This window comes from Sulfurimonas sp. (assembly GCF_018698455.1).
Taxonomy (GTDB): domain Bacteria; phylum Campylobacterota; class Campylobacteria; order Campylobacterales; family Sulfurimonadaceae; genus Sulfurimonas.
Window position 1 is genome coordinate 1 of record NZ_JABIOQ010000064.1, and the last position, 15,695, is coordinate 15,695.

At 33.1% G+C, this 15,695-nt stretch carries 21 protein-coding genes; all 21 read left to right on the top strand.

The window, feature by feature from the left end:
- Nucleotides 1-347 precede the first annotated feature (347 nt).
- Complete coding sequence (locus tag HOG88_RS09415) at nt 348-536, top strand: hypothetical protein (protein WP_295005529.1); 189 nt, start codon at nt 348-350, stop codon at nt 534-536.
- On the top strand, nt 521-814 hold the full coding sequence (locus HOG88_RS09420) for a type II toxin-antitoxin system RelE/ParE family toxin (protein ID WP_295005531.1): 294 nt from the start codon (nt 521-523) through the stop codon (nt 812-814). Before HOG88_RS09415 ends, HOG88_RS09420 begins: the two co-directional genes overlap by 16 nt.
- 70 nt (nt 815-884) lie before the next feature.
- Nucleotides 885-1,061: a hypothetical protein gene (locus tag HOG88_RS09425; protein ID WP_295005533.1), complete on the top strand. Its 177-nt coding sequence runs from the start codon at nt 885-887 to the stop codon at nt 1,059-1,061.
- A 77-nt stretch (nt 1,062-1,138) separates the two neighbouring features.
- On the top strand, nt 1,139-2,539 hold the full coding sequence (cysS, locus tag HOG88_RS09430; RefSeq protein ID WP_295005535.1) for a cysteine--tRNA ligase: 1,401 nt from the start codon (nt 1,139-1,141) through the stop codon (nt 2,537-2,539).
- A gap of 3 nt (nt 2,540-2,542) precedes the next feature.
- On the top strand, nt 2,543-2,899 hold the full coding sequence (locus HOG88_RS09435; RefSeq protein WP_295005537.1) for a type I restriction enzyme HsdR N-terminal domain-containing protein: 357 nt from the start codon (nt 2,543-2,545) through the stop codon (nt 2,897-2,899).
- 48 nt (nt 2,900-2,947) lie between these two features.
- Complete coding sequence (locus HOG88_RS09440) at nt 2,948-3,145, top strand: hypothetical protein (protein WP_295005539.1); 198 nt, start codon at nt 2,948-2,950, stop codon at nt 3,143-3,145.
- A gap of 68 nt (nt 3,146-3,213) precedes the next feature.
- Nucleotides 3,214-4,311 carry an N-6 DNA methylase gene (locus HOG88_RS09445; protein ID WP_295005619.1) on the top strand — a complete coding sequence of 366 codons (1,098 nt, stop codon included), beginning with the start codon at nt 3,214-3,216 and terminating at the stop codon, nt 4,309-4,311.
- The gene (locus tag HOG88_RS09450) at nt 4,308-5,417 is read left to right on the top strand and encodes a nucleotide-binding protein (RefSeq protein ID WP_295005541.1); all 1,110 of its coding nucleotides are present in this window, start codon (nt 4,308-4,310) and stop codon (nt 5,415-5,417) included. The genes HOG88_RS09445 and HOG88_RS09450 overlap by 4 nt, the downstream gene beginning before the upstream one ends.
- Before the next feature lie 63 nt (nt 5,418-5,480).
- Complete coding sequence (locus HOG88_RS09455; RefSeq protein WP_295005543.1) at nt 5,481-5,882, top strand: type II toxin-antitoxin system PemK/MazF family toxin; 402 nt, start codon at nt 5,481-5,483, stop codon at nt 5,880-5,882.
- Between the two features lie 82 nt (nt 5,883-5,964).
- Nucleotides 5,965-6,672: a thioredoxin fold domain-containing protein gene (locus HOG88_RS09460; protein ID WP_295005545.1), complete on the top strand. Its 708-nt coding sequence runs from the start codon at nt 5,965-5,967 to the stop codon at nt 6,670-6,672.
- A 5-nt stretch (nt 6,673-6,677) separates the two neighbouring features.
- Nucleotides 6,678-7,598: a class I SAM-dependent methyltransferase gene (locus tag HOG88_RS09465; protein ID WP_295005547.1), complete on the top strand. Its 921-nt coding sequence runs from the start codon at nt 6,678-6,680 to the stop codon at nt 7,596-7,598.
- Nucleotides 7,599-7,647: 49 nt separating this feature from the next.
- Nucleotides 7,648-8,721 carry a quinone-dependent dihydroorotate dehydrogenase gene (locus HOG88_RS09470; RefSeq protein ID WP_295005549.1) on the top strand — a complete coding sequence of 358 codons (1,074 nt, stop codon included), beginning with the start codon at nt 7,648-7,650 and terminating at the stop codon, nt 8,719-8,721.
- A 7-nt stretch (nt 8,722-8,728) separates the two neighbouring features.
- Entirely contained in the window at nt 8,729-10,027 is a 1,299-nt protein-coding gene (locus tag HOG88_RS09475; protein ID WP_295005551.1) for a pitrilysin family protein, read from the top strand.
- Between the two features lie 119 nt (nt 10,028-10,146).
- Nucleotides 10,147-11,040, top strand: a complete 894-nt coding sequence (gene dapA / locus HOG88_RS09480) for a 4-hydroxy-tetrahydrodipicolinate synthase (RefSeq protein ID WP_295005553.1) — start codon at nt 10,147-10,149, stop codon at nt 11,038-11,040.
- A gap of 3 nt (nt 11,041-11,043) precedes the next feature.
- Nucleotides 11,044-11,826: an enoyl-ACP reductase gene (locus tag HOG88_RS09485; protein WP_295005555.1), complete on the top strand. Its 783-nt coding sequence runs from the start codon at nt 11,044-11,046 to the stop codon at nt 11,824-11,826.
- A gap of 143 nt (nt 11,827-11,969) precedes the next feature.
- A complete protein-coding gene (locus tag HOG88_RS09490) occupies nt 11,970-12,395 on the top strand; it encodes a desulfoferrodoxin family protein (RefSeq protein WP_295005557.1) in 426 nt (141 codons plus the stop codon).
- Nucleotides 12,396-12,527: 132 nt separating this feature from the next.
- Nucleotides 12,528-12,860 carry a hypothetical protein gene (locus tag HOG88_RS09495; protein WP_295005559.1) on the top strand — a complete coding sequence of 111 codons (333 nt, stop codon included), beginning with the start codon at nt 12,528-12,530 and terminating at the stop codon, nt 12,858-12,860.
- Between the two features lie 76 nt (nt 12,861-12,936).
- Nucleotides 12,937-13,488, top strand: coding sequence for a CDP-diacylglycerol--glycerol-3-phosphate 3-phosphatidyltransferase (gene pgsA, locus HOG88_RS09500; protein ID WP_295005561.1), 552 nt, complete (start codon nt 12,937-12,939; stop codon nt 13,486-13,488).
- Entirely contained in the window at nt 13,488-14,540 is a 1,053-nt protein-coding gene (gene rseP / locus HOG88_RS09505) for an RIP metalloprotease RseP (RefSeq protein ID WP_295005563.1), read from the top strand. The genes pgsA and rseP overlap by 1 nt, the downstream gene beginning before the upstream one ends.
- Before the next feature lie 2 nt (nt 14,541-14,542).
- Nucleotides 14,543-15,217 (top strand): YggS family pyridoxal phosphate-dependent enzyme, encoded by a 675-nt coding sequence (locus tag HOG88_RS09510; protein ID WP_295005565.1) that lies wholly within the window; start codon nt 14,543-14,545, stop codon nt 15,215-15,217.
- A gap of 92 nt (nt 15,218-15,309) precedes the next feature.
- Nucleotides 15,310-15,687, top strand: a complete 378-nt coding sequence (locus HOG88_RS09515; RefSeq protein WP_295005621.1) for a PhnD/SsuA/transferrin family substrate-binding protein — start codon at nt 15,310-15,312, stop codon at nt 15,685-15,687.
- The last annotated feature ends 8 nt before the right edge of the window (nt 15,688-15,695 follow it).

Here is a 15,695-nt window from a genome sequence, read left to right on the forward strand (position 1 = left end):
AATGAAGATTTAACCTCTATTATCAGTGTCTTGCAGGATATTACACAGAAAATGCTTGGATTTAGGTGCGAAAGTTAAGTTAACTATAAAATAAACGATTAGAAGAAATGACATAACAAAACAGAATATCCAATAAATTACATAACGGAAAATTATCGGCTATCCTTTCTTGTTCCCATGTTTTACATGTAAATTTATACATCAGCTTATGTGTTTGTTGTTGATATATATGTATGCATCCCCATGCACAGAATAGGAACGAGTTAAATCGCGGGTTAATATTTCTAAAGATATCTGTTATGCTCAAAAAACAAATATGCTATAATACAAAAAACAAAGGAAGGTAAATGGCAGTAGTAAAACAAGAAGCACAAAAGATGATTCAAAATCTTCCTAATAATTGTACTTATGAAGATATCCAATACCACCTTTATGTTGTAGAAAAAATCAAAAATGGAATTAGTCGTGCAGAGAATGGTGAAACTTCATCACATCAAGATGCAAAAGGAAGAATGACTAAATGGCTTTCAAACTAGAGTGGTCTGAAGAGGCTTTAGAAGATATTGAGTCTATTGCCACTTACATAGAAAAAGACTCCCCTTTTTATGCAAAATCTGTTATATCAAAGTTTTTTGAAAAAGCTGAAATTTTAAAAGATTTTACAGAGCTTGGTCGAGTTGTTCCTGAAATCAACGATAGTAACATTCGAGAAATATTTATTTATAGTTACAGACTAATTTATCAAACTAATGAAGACACAGTTCTATTTGTAGCTATAGTACATGGCAAGATACTACTTGAAAATCATCAATAAAATATAACTAAATATACATTAAAACACAAAAGTTCTACATAGCAGGAAATAAATATAGAGGAGTTATAAGATGAATATCAAACCTATTAAAGATGAACGAGATTATGCACATACATTATGTCAAATAGAAAACCTAATCGATGCAAAGCCAAATACATCTAAAATGGATGAATTAGAAGTATTTACAACTTTAGTTGAAGCTTTTGAGGAACAACAATTACAAGCTAGAAGCTCCAGACCATATTGAAAGTCTTTTTCTTGATTATAAAACTGACTGTGCTTAAATTTCTACAAAATACTACAAAAATTAAATAGGAAACATATATGTTCATTTACGACTCTGTACAAAAAACAAAACGCGAGTTCATCCCATTAGAAGAGGGTAAAGTTTCTCTGTATGTTTGTGGTCCAACGGTTTATGATGATGCTCACTTAGGTCATGCTAAATCAGCTCTTGTTTTTGACCTACTTACTCGCGTTTTATCTGCCAATGGTTACGATGTTACTTATGCAAGAAACATCACTGACATAGATGATAAAATCATTAAAAAAGCGCTAACTCTTAATCAAGATATTAAAGAGATTACAGACTTTTATACAGCCGCATTTCATAAAGAGATGGATGCACTTGGTGTAGGTCGTCCAGACATAGAGCCAAAAGCAACAGAATCTCTAGAAGCAATGCACGAGATGATGCAAAAACTTATAGATTCAGGTCATGCTTACGCCACAAAAGATGGTGATGTTTACTTTGACACATCGAGTGATAGCGAGTATCTAAGTCTCTCTAAACGCCATCAAGACGAAGACGATAAACAAGAAAGAGTCGCTTCTTCTTCTTTAAAAAAGAATCCTACTGACTTTGCTATGTGGAAGAGTGTAAAAGACGACTCTTTAACATATGAGTCCCCTTATGGAAAAGGACGACCAGGATGGCATCTAGAGTGTTCTGCTATGATAGAAAAACACCTCGCACAACCTAACACTGCGTTTGCTGTAGATATTCACGGTGGAGGAGCTGACTTACTGTTTCCTCATCATGAAAATGAAGCAGCACAAACAAGATGTTCTTCAAACCATGAACTTGCAAACTACTGGATGCACAATGGTTTTGTAAACATTGACGGGGAAAAAATGTCTAAGAGTTTAGGGAACAGTTTTTTCATTAAAGACGCTCTTAAGGAGTATGATGGAGAAGTACTGCGTTTTTACCTTCTCAGTACTCATTACCGTTCAAACTTTAACTTTAACAGTGAAGACTTAAGCACTGCAAAAAAAAGACTTGACAAGATTTACAGACTTAAAAAACGTCTTTTTGGTTTAGCTGAAAACTCTGAAACAACTCCATTTAGAGATGAACTTCTCAAAGTCTTAAGTGATGACATGAATGTCTCTGCAGCACTTGCTCTCATCGATGAGATGATTTCAAATGCAAATGAAACTTTAGACACAGCGGGAAAGCATAAGGTTCTTAAACGCGAGACCATTTCTAACCTCGCTTACATAAACTCTCTTTTAGGCTTTGGAGTAAAAAACCCTTTTAAGTATTTTCAATTTGGAATGAATGAAGACACTAAAGAAAGAATAGCCTTATTAATAACTAAACGTGGTGTTGCTAAAAAAGAGAAAAACTTTGAAGCTTCAGATACACTTCGTGATGAGATCTTAGCATTTGGAGTAACCCTTATGGATACTCCTACCGGTACATTTTGGGAAAAAGTGTAGTTTATGTTTCAAAAATCACTACTTAAAAATTTTATAAAATTTTTCAATACTCCAAATTCAAATGATGTCATTAAACTAATTACAAAAAATAAATTTATAGCAGAAGATGCAAATGGTGCTGAGTTTATAACTCTATTATCACAAATGTTAAATTGGACTAATTGTATCAGAGAAGTTAAAAACGATACAGATATGAAGAAAGCTGATGGTGTTGTTTATAATGAAAATAATGAGCCAATAGCAATTATTGAGCTAAAAAGCAGTGATAAAAAAATATCAAACAGAGACATAATTGCCCAAGGGTTTAGATATAAAAATGAAAAATCTACATGTAAATATGTGATAGTTTCAAACTTTTAACAACTAGATATCTATAGTGAAAGTAGTGATGTTTACTTTAGTTTAGATATGACATCTGCACAGAGTTACGCTACTCTTTATGCTCTTCTAAATCAAACATCATTAGAAACAAATGAGATAGCAAGACTCAAAAAAATCTCAAAATCTCAAGAAGAGATAACAAAAGAAGTTTATAAAGAGTATAGTAGTTTTAAACTAAAGCTTTTAAATAATCTCATAGAAAACAACAAAGACCTATCTCGTTAGGGCACATCTTTGAACAATCTTTAAACGACTTAGAGAAGATAAAAGAGTCTCTTTTTGAAGGACATAGGATAGTAAACACTAGAAAAAAAGATGGTGTTTTTTATACTCCTAAGTTTATAACTGAGTACATCATAAACAACACCGTAGCCAAACTTTGTGAAGAGAAAAAAGAAGAACTTTCACTAAATGTAGAGATAAAAGACACAAAAAAAGCAAACGCAGGACTTTTTGACTACCACGGCATAGACAAACAGATAATCGAAAAGAATCTTTTTGGAGTAGATATAAATGGGGCAAGTGTAGGTATAGCAAAGCTCTCTTTATGGCTTCAAACTGCTAAAAGAGATAGACCTCTTAGTAATCTGATGGGTAACATTAAAAGTGCAAATAGTTTAACAGCAGATTGGGCTAAGTTGTTTCCTGAGATTATGGCAAATGGTGGGTTTGACTGTGTTGTTTGGAATCCTCCGTATGTAAGACAAGAAAGCATAAAAGAGTTAAAACCAGCACTTAAAGAAATTTATAGTGTGTTTACTGGAACTGCTGATTTGTTTGTATATTTTTATGAGTTGGCTCAAAATATTTTAAAAACTAATGGTATGAATGGCTTCATCTGTTCAAATAAATTTTTTCGTGCAAAATATGGACAAAATTTAAGAGAGATGATTTTAAGTAAAACAACTATTAAAAGCATAGTTGATTTTAAGGCTGTTGTTAGCTCATCATCTTTATTTTCCATTGATAATCAAAAATCTTATTTATTAGATACAAGTTGGTTTATAGATAAAGGAGATAAATTTTTACTAGCTTGTTTAAATTCTAAAGTTGTTTGGTATTATTTAAAGTTTATTACTTCTACTTTAGGAAATGCTTCTTTACGATTGAAAAAAATATTTATGGAAAAACTACCAATCCCAAACATACCAAAAGAAGAACAAAAACCATTCATAACCCTAGTAGATACAATCATAGAATCAAAAGAAAAAATAGTAAAATTCAATAAACACTTTGATAACCTAAACGCCGTTGATAAGATAGAGATAAAAGAAGAGATAGAAAAGCTAGAAACTTTGGTTTTAAATAGTGTAAATGAAATTGACAGTTTAGTTTATGAGCTTTATGGCTTAAATGGTGATGAAATTAAGATTGTGGATGATGCAAGATGAAACAATCCGAGCGATTAGATTTAATTAATAGTATAGCCTATAATTTACAAGAAATAATGACATTTACGAATATTAAAAGTTACTTTGGAGGATTTAATATAAATTGCATAAATCATACTCCTAGTTTTAATAGTAAAAGAGTTTTTATTCAAGAGGTTTTAGCTAATGAAACAAGTGATTTAATCTCTAAGATAGCTAGAGATTTAGGTTTAATTAAACAAGTGGTTAATAAAAATATAGAAGTGTTTGTATCAAAAAAATTTAATGAATGTATTACCGAAGATAATGAAGAATATATAGCTAATTATTTATTTCAATATATGAATGATAAAATATCATCTAATAATTCTTATGGCGGTCATTATAATGCTCATGAAAGTAAAGAATTACTTAATACAATAGAATTAAAAGATAAATTCCAGCAAGTTTTTAAAAATACAGGATATGCTTTTGTTATAGATACAGAGTATCTAAAAGTAATTAGTGAATGTGAACAGTTTTTAGTAAAAAGTGGTGGAAGTAGCATACCAGATAATTTTAATAAAATTAATATTATTGAAGATAGACCTATTATAAACTTATTAGACTTATCAGAAGAAATTCAAAAAGAAGTATCAATAAATATTGAAGAGCAGAATATTAATAAAACAAATACAAATAAGCCTAAAAATAAAGTTTTTATTGTTCATGGACATGATGATGCAACAAAACAGGAAGTAGCTAGATTTATTGAGAAAATTGGACTAGAATCAATAATATTACATGAACAAGCAAGTATGAATAAGACTATTATAGAAAAAATAGAACATTATACACAAGAAGCTGATTTTGCCATCATTTTATATACTCCTTGTGATAAAGGAAGGGGAGCATTAGAAACTAATATTGAAGCAAGAGATAGAGCAAGACAAAATGTGGTCTTTGAACATGGTTATTTAATGGCAAGAATTGGAAGAAAAAATGTCTGTGCATTTGTAAAAGGGAATATAGAGACACCTAGTGATATAGCTGGTATTGTTTATACACCTTTAGATGAATTTGGTGGATGGAAAAATAAATTAATAATGGAACTTGAAGTTTGTGGGTATGCGGTTAAATATATATAAATACCTTGTATGAATACAGACCATTCATAACTGGGATAAAATCATAAAAAGGATTAACTCATAATGCACCAATATGATAAATTGAATGAAGTAAAAAAAGAGACCCTAAAAAATAAAAGGAAATTAGGTATAAAATCGAGAGAAATATTTTGGGTTAAAATAGGACAAAATATAGGAGATGAAGAGTATGGAAAAGGCGATATGTTTTCAAGACCTATTATCGTAGTAAAGCAACTTACTGGTGATCTGTTTTTAGGTATACCTCTGACAAGCACACTCAAAAATGATGACTATTTTCATTCATTTGAATTTAGTACTAAAAAAGGAATTGTTCAAAATAGTGCTATGATTCTACAGTTAAAAGCTTTTAGTAAAAAGAGAATTACGGACAAAATAGGAAAAATAGATACAGTAGAATTTAAAAAAATTCAAGATAAATTAGTAAAGATGATTATTCCCACCTGAAAGGTGGGTGTGCCGTTAGGCGAATTGTAAAGATATTATAACATAATAAAAGTAAGATACAAAATATAAAAAAGGTCAAAAAATGAAAAAAATCATGATTACAACACTCATCCTAGTAGGAAGCTTTCTACTTGCAGATGATTCAGACATTAAAAATAAAATAGAAAATACTCCAATGCTCAAATCAATCGGTGTCAAAGTAACTAAAGTCATTACACATGATGGTGTACATCAGTTTAAAGGTGTTGTTGTAGGAAAAAAAGCTGGAAAACTTGATGGCTTTATAACAACTGACTTTAAAACACTTATAATGGGGAAAGCCTACAGTACAAAGACAGGAACTGAATTAATCATCCCTTTTGATATAGACATAAATGTACTCAAACAAATAGCAGCCTACAAAACTGGAAATGGAAAAGATGAATACTTTGTTTTTACAGACCCTGAATGTCCCTACTGTCAAAAACTTGAAAAAAAGATAGTTGCTGTGAAAAAGAATGTAACTCTCTATACAATTTTATTTCCATTAAAATTTCACAAAAATGCTAAAATTATGTGTAGATATATCTTGAGTCGAAAAGATAACAATGCAAAAGCAAATGCGATGAAAGAAATAGCAAACAAAAGTACTCAATACCAAAAAGAGAAATACTCCCAAAGCGAACGAGCAGAACTTAATAAACTTATCCAAAAGAGTTTAAATGAAGTAAACAGAATTGGTATCAATTCCACACCAACAATATTAAATGCTAAAGGTGTTCGAGTACCTTCACAAATCATAATAAAGTAGAGATTATGAACATTAGTGATATCCATAGATTTATTAATGAATCAGCTAAAGATTCAACAGAAGAATTTAAACGACTATTTCATGGTCGTGGTGGTCTATATGAGGGTTGGAAGCATCTAACAATTGACTCGATTGATGATGTTTTAAGTGTTGCATTATATTTTAAAGAATCAAGCGAGAGTGAACTACTAGATATGCTTACTGCGTTTGTTAAGAACTCTAGATATAAAACATTAGTAGTACAAAAAAGATATATGCAAGGTTCTCCAAGTGACATTCTAGTTGGTGAGTTAACTGATGATGTTTATGTCATTGAAAATGGTATAAAAATAAAACTCAACCTCCTTTCAAATAAGAACAGTGGCTATTTTCCCGATATGAAAAATGGTCGTGAATTTGTCAAAGAGAATTCAAAAGACAAACGAGTTCTTAACCTCTTTTCGTACACTTGTGCATTTTCTCTTGCGGCTAAATTTGGTGGTGCTTATGAGGTTGTTAATGTCGACATGAATAAAAATGTACTCAAAACAGGTATGGAGAATCATGCTCTAAATAACCTTGAACCAAGAGGTGTTGGCTTTCTCTCATATAACATTTTGAAATCTTTTTCTAGTCTCAGACGTAAGGGTCCATATGATTTGATTATTATTGATCCACCTACTTTTCAAAGAGGAAGTTTCGAAGCAACAAAAGATTATGAAAAAATAATCAAAAAACTTTCTCAAATAGCAAGTGAGGATTGTATTTTACTTTCATGTTTAAACTCTCCAGAACTAGAGAGTGAGTTCATTTTAAACATGATAAAAGAGTGGGCACCTGATTTTGAGTTTATCCAGAGACTAGAGAATGTAAAAGAGTTTGCAAGTGTAGATGAAAACACTAGTCTCAAAAATCTTGTATTTAAAAGAAGTATTGTAACTAAGTAATATTTGAGTATAATTAAAGAATATTAAATCACATAGGTACTTAAAAAATATGATAAATTATCAAGCTATAAAACCACTTTTATTTAAACTAGAACCAGAAACTGCACATCATGTAGTAGCATGTATACTGCGTTTACCAAATCTATGTCAACTTCCATTTAACTTCTTTTTAGAATCACACTTTATAAATGACCCTGTTTTAAAGCAAGAAATCTTTGGTCGTGAGTTTTTAAATCCAGTTGGGTTAGGAGCTGGTTTTGATAAAAATGCGACTATGATTCGTGGTATGCAAATTTTAGGTTTTGGTTTTACTGAAATCGGAACCGTCACACCAAAACCACAGGCTGGAAACCCTAAACCAAGAATGTTTCGTCACATCGAAGAAGAGACTATTCAAAACGCGATGGGTTTTAACAATGAAGGCTCAAAGAAAGTCATAAAAAGACTTAAAGAACGTTTTCCATTTAGTACACCCATCGGTATAAACATTGGAAAAAACAAACTTACACCTGAGAGTGATGCTATAAGTGACTATACACAGCTTATAAAATCTTTTGATGGTTTGGGTGACTACTTTGTTATTAACATCTCTTCTCCAAACACTCCAGGCCTCCGTGACTTACAAAATGAAGAGTTTATAACAACACTTTTTAAAGAAGCAAAAGCACTTACAAAAATGCCAATTCTCTTAAAAATAGCACCAGACATGGAAGTAGAAGATGCCGTTACTCTTACAAAGATGGCTGTTGCATCTGGAGCAGATGGAATCATCGCGACAAATACAACTATAGACTACTCTTTAGTTCCTCACCCTAAAGATATTGGTGGTTTAAGTGGAGCAGTTCTTAAAGAAAAAAGTTTTAAGATTTTTGAAGCAGTAGCAAAAGAACTTTACGGTAAAACTCTTCTTATTTCAGTAGGTGGAATTGACTCGGCTGAGGAAGCATACAAACGCATTAAAGCAGGTGCTTCACTTGTACAAATATATAGCGGTCTTGTATTTCACGGTCCCGATATGATAATGAACATCAATAAAAAACTTATAGAACTCATAAAGCACGATGGTTACGATAACATCACACAAGCCATCGGTGCTGATAGAAAACTAAGCACTAAATGCTGAGTCGTAAATGAAAATAATCTTAACAACAATATTAACCCTAGGAACACTTATGGCATCTTCTTTACCAAAATACGAAACAAAAACACTTAAAAATGGGCTACAGATAGTAGTAATTCCTCTTAAAAATGAAACTAATGTAGTTAGTACTGACATCTTTTACAAAGTTGGTAGTCGAAATGAAGTAATGGGGAAAACGGGTATTGCACATATGCTTGAGCATATGAACTTCAAAAGTACAAAGAACCTTCCAGCTGGAGAGTTTGACAAGCAAGTAAAAAGTATAGGTGGAGTAAACAATGCTTCTACTAGTTTTGATTATACGCATTACTACATCAAGTCTTCTACAGATAACCTCAAAAAGTCTATAAACCTTTACTCTGAACTTATGCAAAACCTAAAACTCAAAGATGAAGAATTTCAACCTGAGAGAGATGTTGTAACAGAAGAGAGACGTTGGAGAACAGATAACAATCCACTTGGCTTTTTATACTTTAGACTTTTTAATAATGCTTACCTTTACCACCCATACCATTGGACACCAATCGGGTTCATGAACGACATAAGAACTTGGACTATTAACGATATTAAAGATTTTCATAAGACATACTACCAACCAAACAATGCCATATTAATGGTAACAGGTGATGTAGACCCCAAAGAGGTCTTTAAGTCTGCTAAGGCCGCTTTTGGTGATATCAAAAACAATGGAAAGATTCCAAAAGTTAAATTTGTAGAGCCTGAACAAGATGGTGCTAAACGTGTTATCGTGCATAAAGATAGTGAAGTAGAAATGCTTGCTATAACTTTTCATATACCTGATTTTAAAGACCCAGACCAAGTGACACTCAGTGTTATCTCTGAAATTCTTTACTCTGGAAAGAGTTCAAGACTTTATAGAGAGCTTGTGGACAAAAAAAGTCTTGTAAATAGTGTGTATGCTTACAATATGGAAAACATAGACCCCGGTCTTTTTATATTTATGGCGACTTGTAACCCTGGTGTAAAAGCTGAGGAAGTTGAAAAAGAGATCATCAAACAGATAGAAATCATCAAAACTACAAAGGTTACAAAAGCTGAACTAGACAAGGTGAAGATAAATACAAAAGCAGACTTTATCTACTCTCTAGAGAGTTCAACAAGTGTTGCTAACCTTTATGGTTCATACTTAGTTCGTGGAGATATGGCACCACTTATGAGTTATGAAGAAGATGTTAAAAAAGTAACAGCGAAAAAAGTACAAGATATAGCAAATAAATATTTTAACTTTAACAAATCAACTACAATGATTTTAAAAAAAGGTGAGTAGGTTTTTTTAAACCTCTCTTCTGTCCACTTCTCTCTAACCTCCTCCATTACATTAAAAGATACTATTAAATATTTTTCGCTATAATTTCACACTTATTTATTAACAACTAAAGGCAAGATATGGACATAGTTACAGGTTCTTCAACCGCAATTATTACACCATTTAAAAATGGTAAACTAGATGAGCAGAGTTATGCTGCTCTCATACAACGTCAAATAAACAATGGTATGGATGCAGTCTGTCCCGTTGGTACAACTGGAGAGAGTGCAACTCTCTCATCAGATGAAGATAAAAGATGCATGCAAATCGCTGTAGAAGTTTGTAAAGGTACTAACACTAAAGTACTTACAGGTGCTGGAAGCAACTCTACTTCAGAAGCAATACTTGCTGCTAAAAATGCACAGGAGTGTGGTGTTGATGCTATATTTTCTGTTGCACCTTACTATGTTAAACCATCTCAAGAGGGACTATACCAACACTATAAAGCAATTGCTTCTTCAGTACCTGAGCTTCCTTTTATGCTTTACAATGTTCCAGGACGCACGGCAGTTGACATTAGTGCTGACACAGTTATAAGACTTTTTGACGACATACCAAATATCTATGGAATTAAAGAAGCTACTGGTTCCCTAGAGCGTACTGTTGAACTTTTATCTCGTAGACCAGACTTAAAAGTATTTTCAGGTGATGATGCTATTGACTACCCTATTCTTGCAAATGGTGGAGCGGGTATCACTTCTGTAACTTCTAACCTTATGCCTGACCTAAAATCTGAACTTGTGCGTTTAGCACTTGCTGGTGATTTTGCTGGTGCAAAAGCTATTAACGATAAACTTTACCCTCTTAACTCGGTAATGTTTTGTGAAGCAAACCCACTTCCTATAAAGGCTGCTATGTACATCGCTGGACTTATAGACACACTGGAGTATAGACTTCCTTTAACTCCTCCAAGTTTAGAAAGTATGAAAAAAATCGAAGAAGTAATGAAAAATTACGATATTAAAGGACTATAAAATATGAGCGAAAAGACAATGACTGGAAAAGTATTATTTATCTCCGGTGGTACTCGTGGTATCGGTAAAGCAATCGTTTATGAGTTTGCTTCAAAAGGCTGTGATGTTGCGTTTACTTATGCTTCATCTGCAGATACTGCAAACGAAATCGTTGCTGATTTAGAAGCTAACTATGGTGTAAAATCTCGTGCTTATAAACTAAATATTTTAGAACCTTTAACATACAAAGATGTATATAAAGAGTTTGACGAAGATTTTGATAGACTTGACTACTTCATCTCAAACGCTATCATTTCTGGTCGTGCTGTTGTTGGTGGTTTTGCTCCGTTTATGAGACTAAAGCCTAAAGGTCTTGGTAACATCTTTACAGCTACTGTTGAAGCATTTGTTGTTGGTGCACAAGAAGCTGCAAAACGTATGGAACTTACAGGTGGTGGTTCTATCATCTCTATGAGTTCTACAGGTAATCTTGTTTACACTCCTAACTACTCAGGTCACGGAACAAACAAGGCTGCAGTTGAAACTATGGTTAAGTATGCAGCTGCTGAACTTGGTGAAAAAGGTATTAGAGTAAACGCAGTAAGTGGTGGTCCAATCGATACTGACGCGCTTAAAGCATTCCCTAACTACGAAGAAGTAAAAGCAGAAGTTGTAAAACGTTCTCCACTTTCTCGTATGGGTGATGCAACGGACTTAACAGGTGCTTGTTCATTCCTATGTTCAGATGCATCTTCATGGTTAACAGGACAAGTTATCGTAATCGACGGTGCTACTTCTTTTCAATAGAACTAAAAATCTAATGGGGCTAAATATATTAGCCCTATTCCAATACCTATCACTTCTTCTTAACTTCCATAAACAATTTTTCAAATAAAACTAACTTAATCTTAAAATGGTAGAATAGTCATAATTAAATTAAGGATTTTACCATGAATAGAAGAGAAGCAATAAAACTCACAACAGTAGTGGCACTTGGCACGGCAGTCAGTCTTGATGCACATAATTCTCCTAAAAAAAACAGAATAGTTATGACTCCAAAAGATGCTAAAAACCTTACAAAAGGAGAGTTAAAACACACTCCTCAAATTACCCTAGGTCAGAAAGATTCTAAGGGTTACACTTTAGTTGAGATTACTGTTGGACAAGGTGGTATCATCCATCCAAGTACACATACTCACTGGATTGACTTTATCACATTATCTGCAAATGGCAACAAAGTCGGAACTTCAACTTTAGAAGCTGAAATCTCTCGTGGCACTGCTTCATTTAGTGTTAAACTTGATGGTGTTAAGACATTAACGGCAGAGTCAGGATGTAATCTACATGGTATATGGACAAGTAATTTAGCTCTTTAAGAGCTAAATTTTATATTTTGCCCTCCCCCTTTTTCAAACATTCACTTATAAATATAACAAACTGTCATATTATGAAGATACCTTCAAAAACTTTACTATTATTACAGATATAAAATTACGGAGTCTATTATCATGGAAGGAAAAATCATTGTAACTTATAAGGTCTTATGTAAATCAGATTTAAACAAGAGTATATCTCTCGAAGAATTACTCTCAAACGAAAAAGTTCAAAAAGTCATCAAAAGTGAATTTGCAAAAGGTTTAAGAAATATAGAATTATCTTCTTTAAATGAAAATGCATCTCTAAGAGTTGGAACCATCAAAGAACACCATACATTTGAAGTGACTAAAAATGACTTTGCAGATATATTAGCATTAGCAGAAGACGATGCAACTACTAAGAAATTATTGAAAAAAGATTGTGACAGAGTTGAATTACTTAATATAGAAACACTAGATATTTAAAAACACAAAGTTCCTCTCAAAGGCTATATTAAGAGCAAAAAGCTAAAATTAGCTATTAATTAATTAAGGAAATTTATTGTTAAACCTTCCCAATGCTCTAGCATCACTTCGTATACTCATAGCCCCTTTTATGTTCTGGATTATACTAAATCCTCAGCTTTTTACAGACAATGGTTTTGACATCACATGGAACTACTATTTCGCTTCACTATTATTTGTATTAGCAAGTGCTACAGACTTTTTTGATGGCTATATTGCAAGAGAGTGGAACCAAATGACTATGCTTGGAGCTATACTTGATCCACTTGCAGACAAGATGCTTACTCTTGCTGCGTTTATCGGTCTAATGATGATTGGAGAAGCTTCTGCTTGGGCTATTTACATCATTATAGTTCGCGAGTTGTTTATAACCGGCATACGAACCGTTGCTGTAAGTGAAGGCTTAGATGTAAAAGCTTCATGGGCAGGAAAAGTAAAAACAGTTGCACAAATGATAGCAATAGGTTTTTTACTTATGCACTGGCCTTTTGCAGACTTACTTCTTTGGTTTGCAGTTTTTCTTACACTCTACTCAGGTTTTGAGTATCTCTGGGGCTTTAGAGCATCTTTACAAAAAGGAAGTATCTAATGGGTATGGTTGTATCACTCCTGGTTCTTAGTGGACTTATCTTTTTTCATGAACTTGGTCACTATATGGCGGCTCGACTTATGGGTGTTTATGTAGAAGTTTTCAGCATTGGTTTTGGTAAAAAACTTTTTAGCTTTAGAAAGTGGGATACGGAGTGGAGTATTTCCGCGATTCCTCTTGGTGGTTATGTTCGTATGAAAGGGCAAGATGATTCTGACCCAACAAAAAAAAGTTATGATGATGACAGCTACAATGTAAAAACACCTTCGCAGAAGATATTTATACTGCTTGCTGGTCCTGCATTTAACTTTATACTTGCATTTTTTCTTTACTTTGCAATTGCCCTCGGTTCTCCACAGATTTTATCTCCAGTAGTTGGAGAAGTTGTTAAAGACTCTCCCGCGTTTATAGCAGGTTTAGAGTCTAATGACACTATAACTTCAATAAACTCTATGAGTATAACAACATGGAAAGAAATGGCGAAAATTATCGAATTTACCGAAGGTTCACTTGACCTTGAGATTAAACGCGATGGTTTTTTAGAACATAAAATTCTTACACCCAAACTAAATGAAGCACAAAATATGTTTGGAGAAATAATACAAAAAAAGATGATAGGTATAAGTTCTGCAGGAGTGATGCATCCACTAGAGCTTTCACTGAGTGAGACTTTCTCGTATGCAACTGAGCAGACTATATTTGCTTCTACTATGATATTTACCGGTGTTAAAAAGCTTCTATTTGGGGAAGTTCCGGCTAAAGAGTTAGGTGGTGTTATAAGCATAGTTAAACTCACATCTGATGCGACAGATAGTGGTTGGATGAGTGTACTTTTCTTCGCAGCACTCATAAGTGTAAACCTTGGAGTACTTAATCTCCTCCCTATTCCAGCACTTGATGGTGGACATATAATGTTCAATATTTATGAACTTATATTCAGAAGAGAAGCGAGTGAAGCCGTTATGATAAAGTTCACCATTGCTGGTTGGGTCATACTCTTTGGGCTTATGGGACTTGGACTCTTTAACGATATTAATAGATTAATAGGATAATTATGACAAAAATAGAACATAAATTATATATAGACGATGTGATACGTCGCGTTGAGACTGCGCGTTTATCTGTGAGTGGACATCTCATTGTAAAGATTGTGGCAGTGTCAAAGTACTCTACGAGTCAAGATATATCTGACCTCTATTCTATAGGTCAACGTGGCTTTGGTGAGAACAAAGTACAAGACCTAAAAAGTAAAGCATTAGAATTAGATGAACTCCCACTTGAATGGCACTTCATCGGAAATCTTCAAAAAAACAAGATAAACAATCTTTTAGAAATAGACCCTACTCTCTTCCAAGCACTTGATTCACTAGAGTTAGCTGAAGAGCTTCAAAAGAAACTCGTAGCTAAAGACATGACACTAGATTGTCTTATGCAAATAAACTCAGCAAAAGAAGAATCTAAACACGGTTTTATGCCTGAAGTTGCCCTTTCTAGTTACGAAAGTATCATTGGAAACTGTCCCAACATTAATATAAGAGGTGTTATGAGTATTGGTGCACACTCAGAAGATACTGAACTTATAAAGAAAAGTTTTATAACTACTTATGAAATATATAAACAAATTCCAAACGCAACAATTTGTTCTATGGGTATGAGTGGAGACTTTGAATTAGCCATTGAGTGTGGGTCGAATATGATTCGTCTGGGCTCTATAATGTTTCCTGATTAAGTAAATATACTAAAAATCATTTTGGAGTTCTTCAAAAAGAAGTTGGAGGGCTCATCTTTACTCATAAAGATAATAAAGATAAGTTTCAATAAATTTCAGACTTAAAAAATATTACATTTGGAGCAGTGAATAAAAAGTCTCTTGGTGGATGGCAAATGGCTTGGAAAGAGCTAGTAAACAATGGGATAGATATTAGTGACTTCAAGTCTTTAGAGTTTCAAGGTACACATGACAAGGTTGTTTATGCTGTTTTAAACAAAGAAGTAGATGTAGGTACTGTTATAGCAGCTTTTGAGACATTAAACTCTTTTGCTATAGTTAGCATGCTTTGGGTCTCTTTCATCTGTAATACATTTTTTACTGCTTTTTCTTTAAATGCTTTACTATATTTCATTGTCTTGATCCTTGATAAGATTTTATATCATAAGTTTCGGACAACTATCCTGACACAGGGGGACTACAGAGAGTGATTTTGAAA

What these genes read in the sequence shown, in the direction of transcription:
- HOG88_RS09425 (WP_295005533.1), top strand. Translation starts at nt 885, where the DNA reads ATGAATATCAAACCTATTAAAGATGAACGAGATTATGCACATACATTA.
- HOG88_RS09435 (WP_295005537.1), top strand. Translation starts at nt 2,543, where the DNA reads ATGTTTCAAAAATCACTACTTAAAAATTTTATAAAATTTTTCAATACT.
- HOG88_RS09450 (WP_295005541.1), top strand. Translation starts at nt 4,308, where the DNA reads ATGAAACAATCCGAGCGATTAGATTTAATTAATAGTATAGCCTATAAT.
- HOG88_RS09415 (WP_295005529.1), top strand. Translation starts at nt 348, where the DNA reads ATGGCAGTAGTAAAACAAGAAGCACAAAAGATGATTCAAAATCTTCCT.
- HOG88_RS09440 (WP_295005539.1), top strand. Translation starts at nt 2,948, where the DNA reads ATGACATCTGCACAGAGTTACGCTACTCTTTATGCTCTTCTAAATCAA.
- dapA (WP_295005553.1), top strand. Translation starts at nt 10,147, where the DNA reads ATGGACATAGTTACAGGTTCTTCAACCGCAATTATTACACCATTTAAA.
- cysS (WP_295005535.1), top strand. Translation starts at nt 1,139, where the DNA reads ATGTTCATTTACGACTCTGTACAAAAAACAAAACGCGAGTTCATCCCA.
- rseP (WP_295005563.1), top strand. Translation starts at nt 13,488, where the DNA reads ATGGGTATGGTTGTATCACTCCTGGTTCTTAGTGGACTTATCTTTTTT.
- HOG88_RS09485 (WP_295005555.1), top strand. Translation starts at nt 11,044, where the DNA reads ATGAGCGAAAAGACAATGACTGGAAAAGTATTATTTATCTCCGGTGGT.
- HOG88_RS09460 (WP_295005545.1), top strand. Translation starts at nt 5,965, where the DNA reads ATGAAAAAAATCATGATTACAACACTCATCCTAGTAGGAAGCTTTCTA.
- HOG88_RS09490 (WP_295005557.1), top strand. Translation starts at nt 11,970, where the DNA reads ATGAATAGAAGAGAAGCAATAAAACTCACAACAGTAGTGGCACTTGGC.
- HOG88_RS09420 (WP_295005531.1), top strand. Translation starts at nt 521, where the DNA reads ATGGCTTTCAAACTAGAGTGGTCTGAAGAGGCTTTAGAAGATATTGAG.
- HOG88_RS09495 (WP_295005559.1), top strand. Translation starts at nt 12,528, where the DNA reads ATGGAAGGAAAAATCATTGTAACTTATAAGGTCTTATGTAAATCAGAT.
- HOG88_RS09475 (WP_295005551.1), top strand. Translation starts at nt 8,729, where the DNA reads ATGAAAATAATCTTAACAACAATATTAACCCTAGGAACACTTATGGCA.
- HOG88_RS09510 (WP_295005565.1), top strand. Translation starts at nt 14,543, where the DNA reads ATGACAAAAATAGAACATAAATTATATATAGACGATGTGATACGTCGC.
- HOG88_RS09465 (WP_295005547.1), top strand. Translation starts at nt 6,678, where the DNA reads ATGAACATTAGTGATATCCATAGATTTATTAATGAATCAGCTAAAGAT.
- HOG88_RS09455 (WP_295005543.1), top strand. Translation starts at nt 5,481, where the DNA reads ATGCACCAATATGATAAATTGAATGAAGTAAAAAAAGAGACCCTAAAA.
- HOG88_RS09470 (WP_295005549.1), top strand. Translation starts at nt 7,648, where the DNA reads ATGATAAATTATCAAGCTATAAAACCACTTTTATTTAAACTAGAACCA.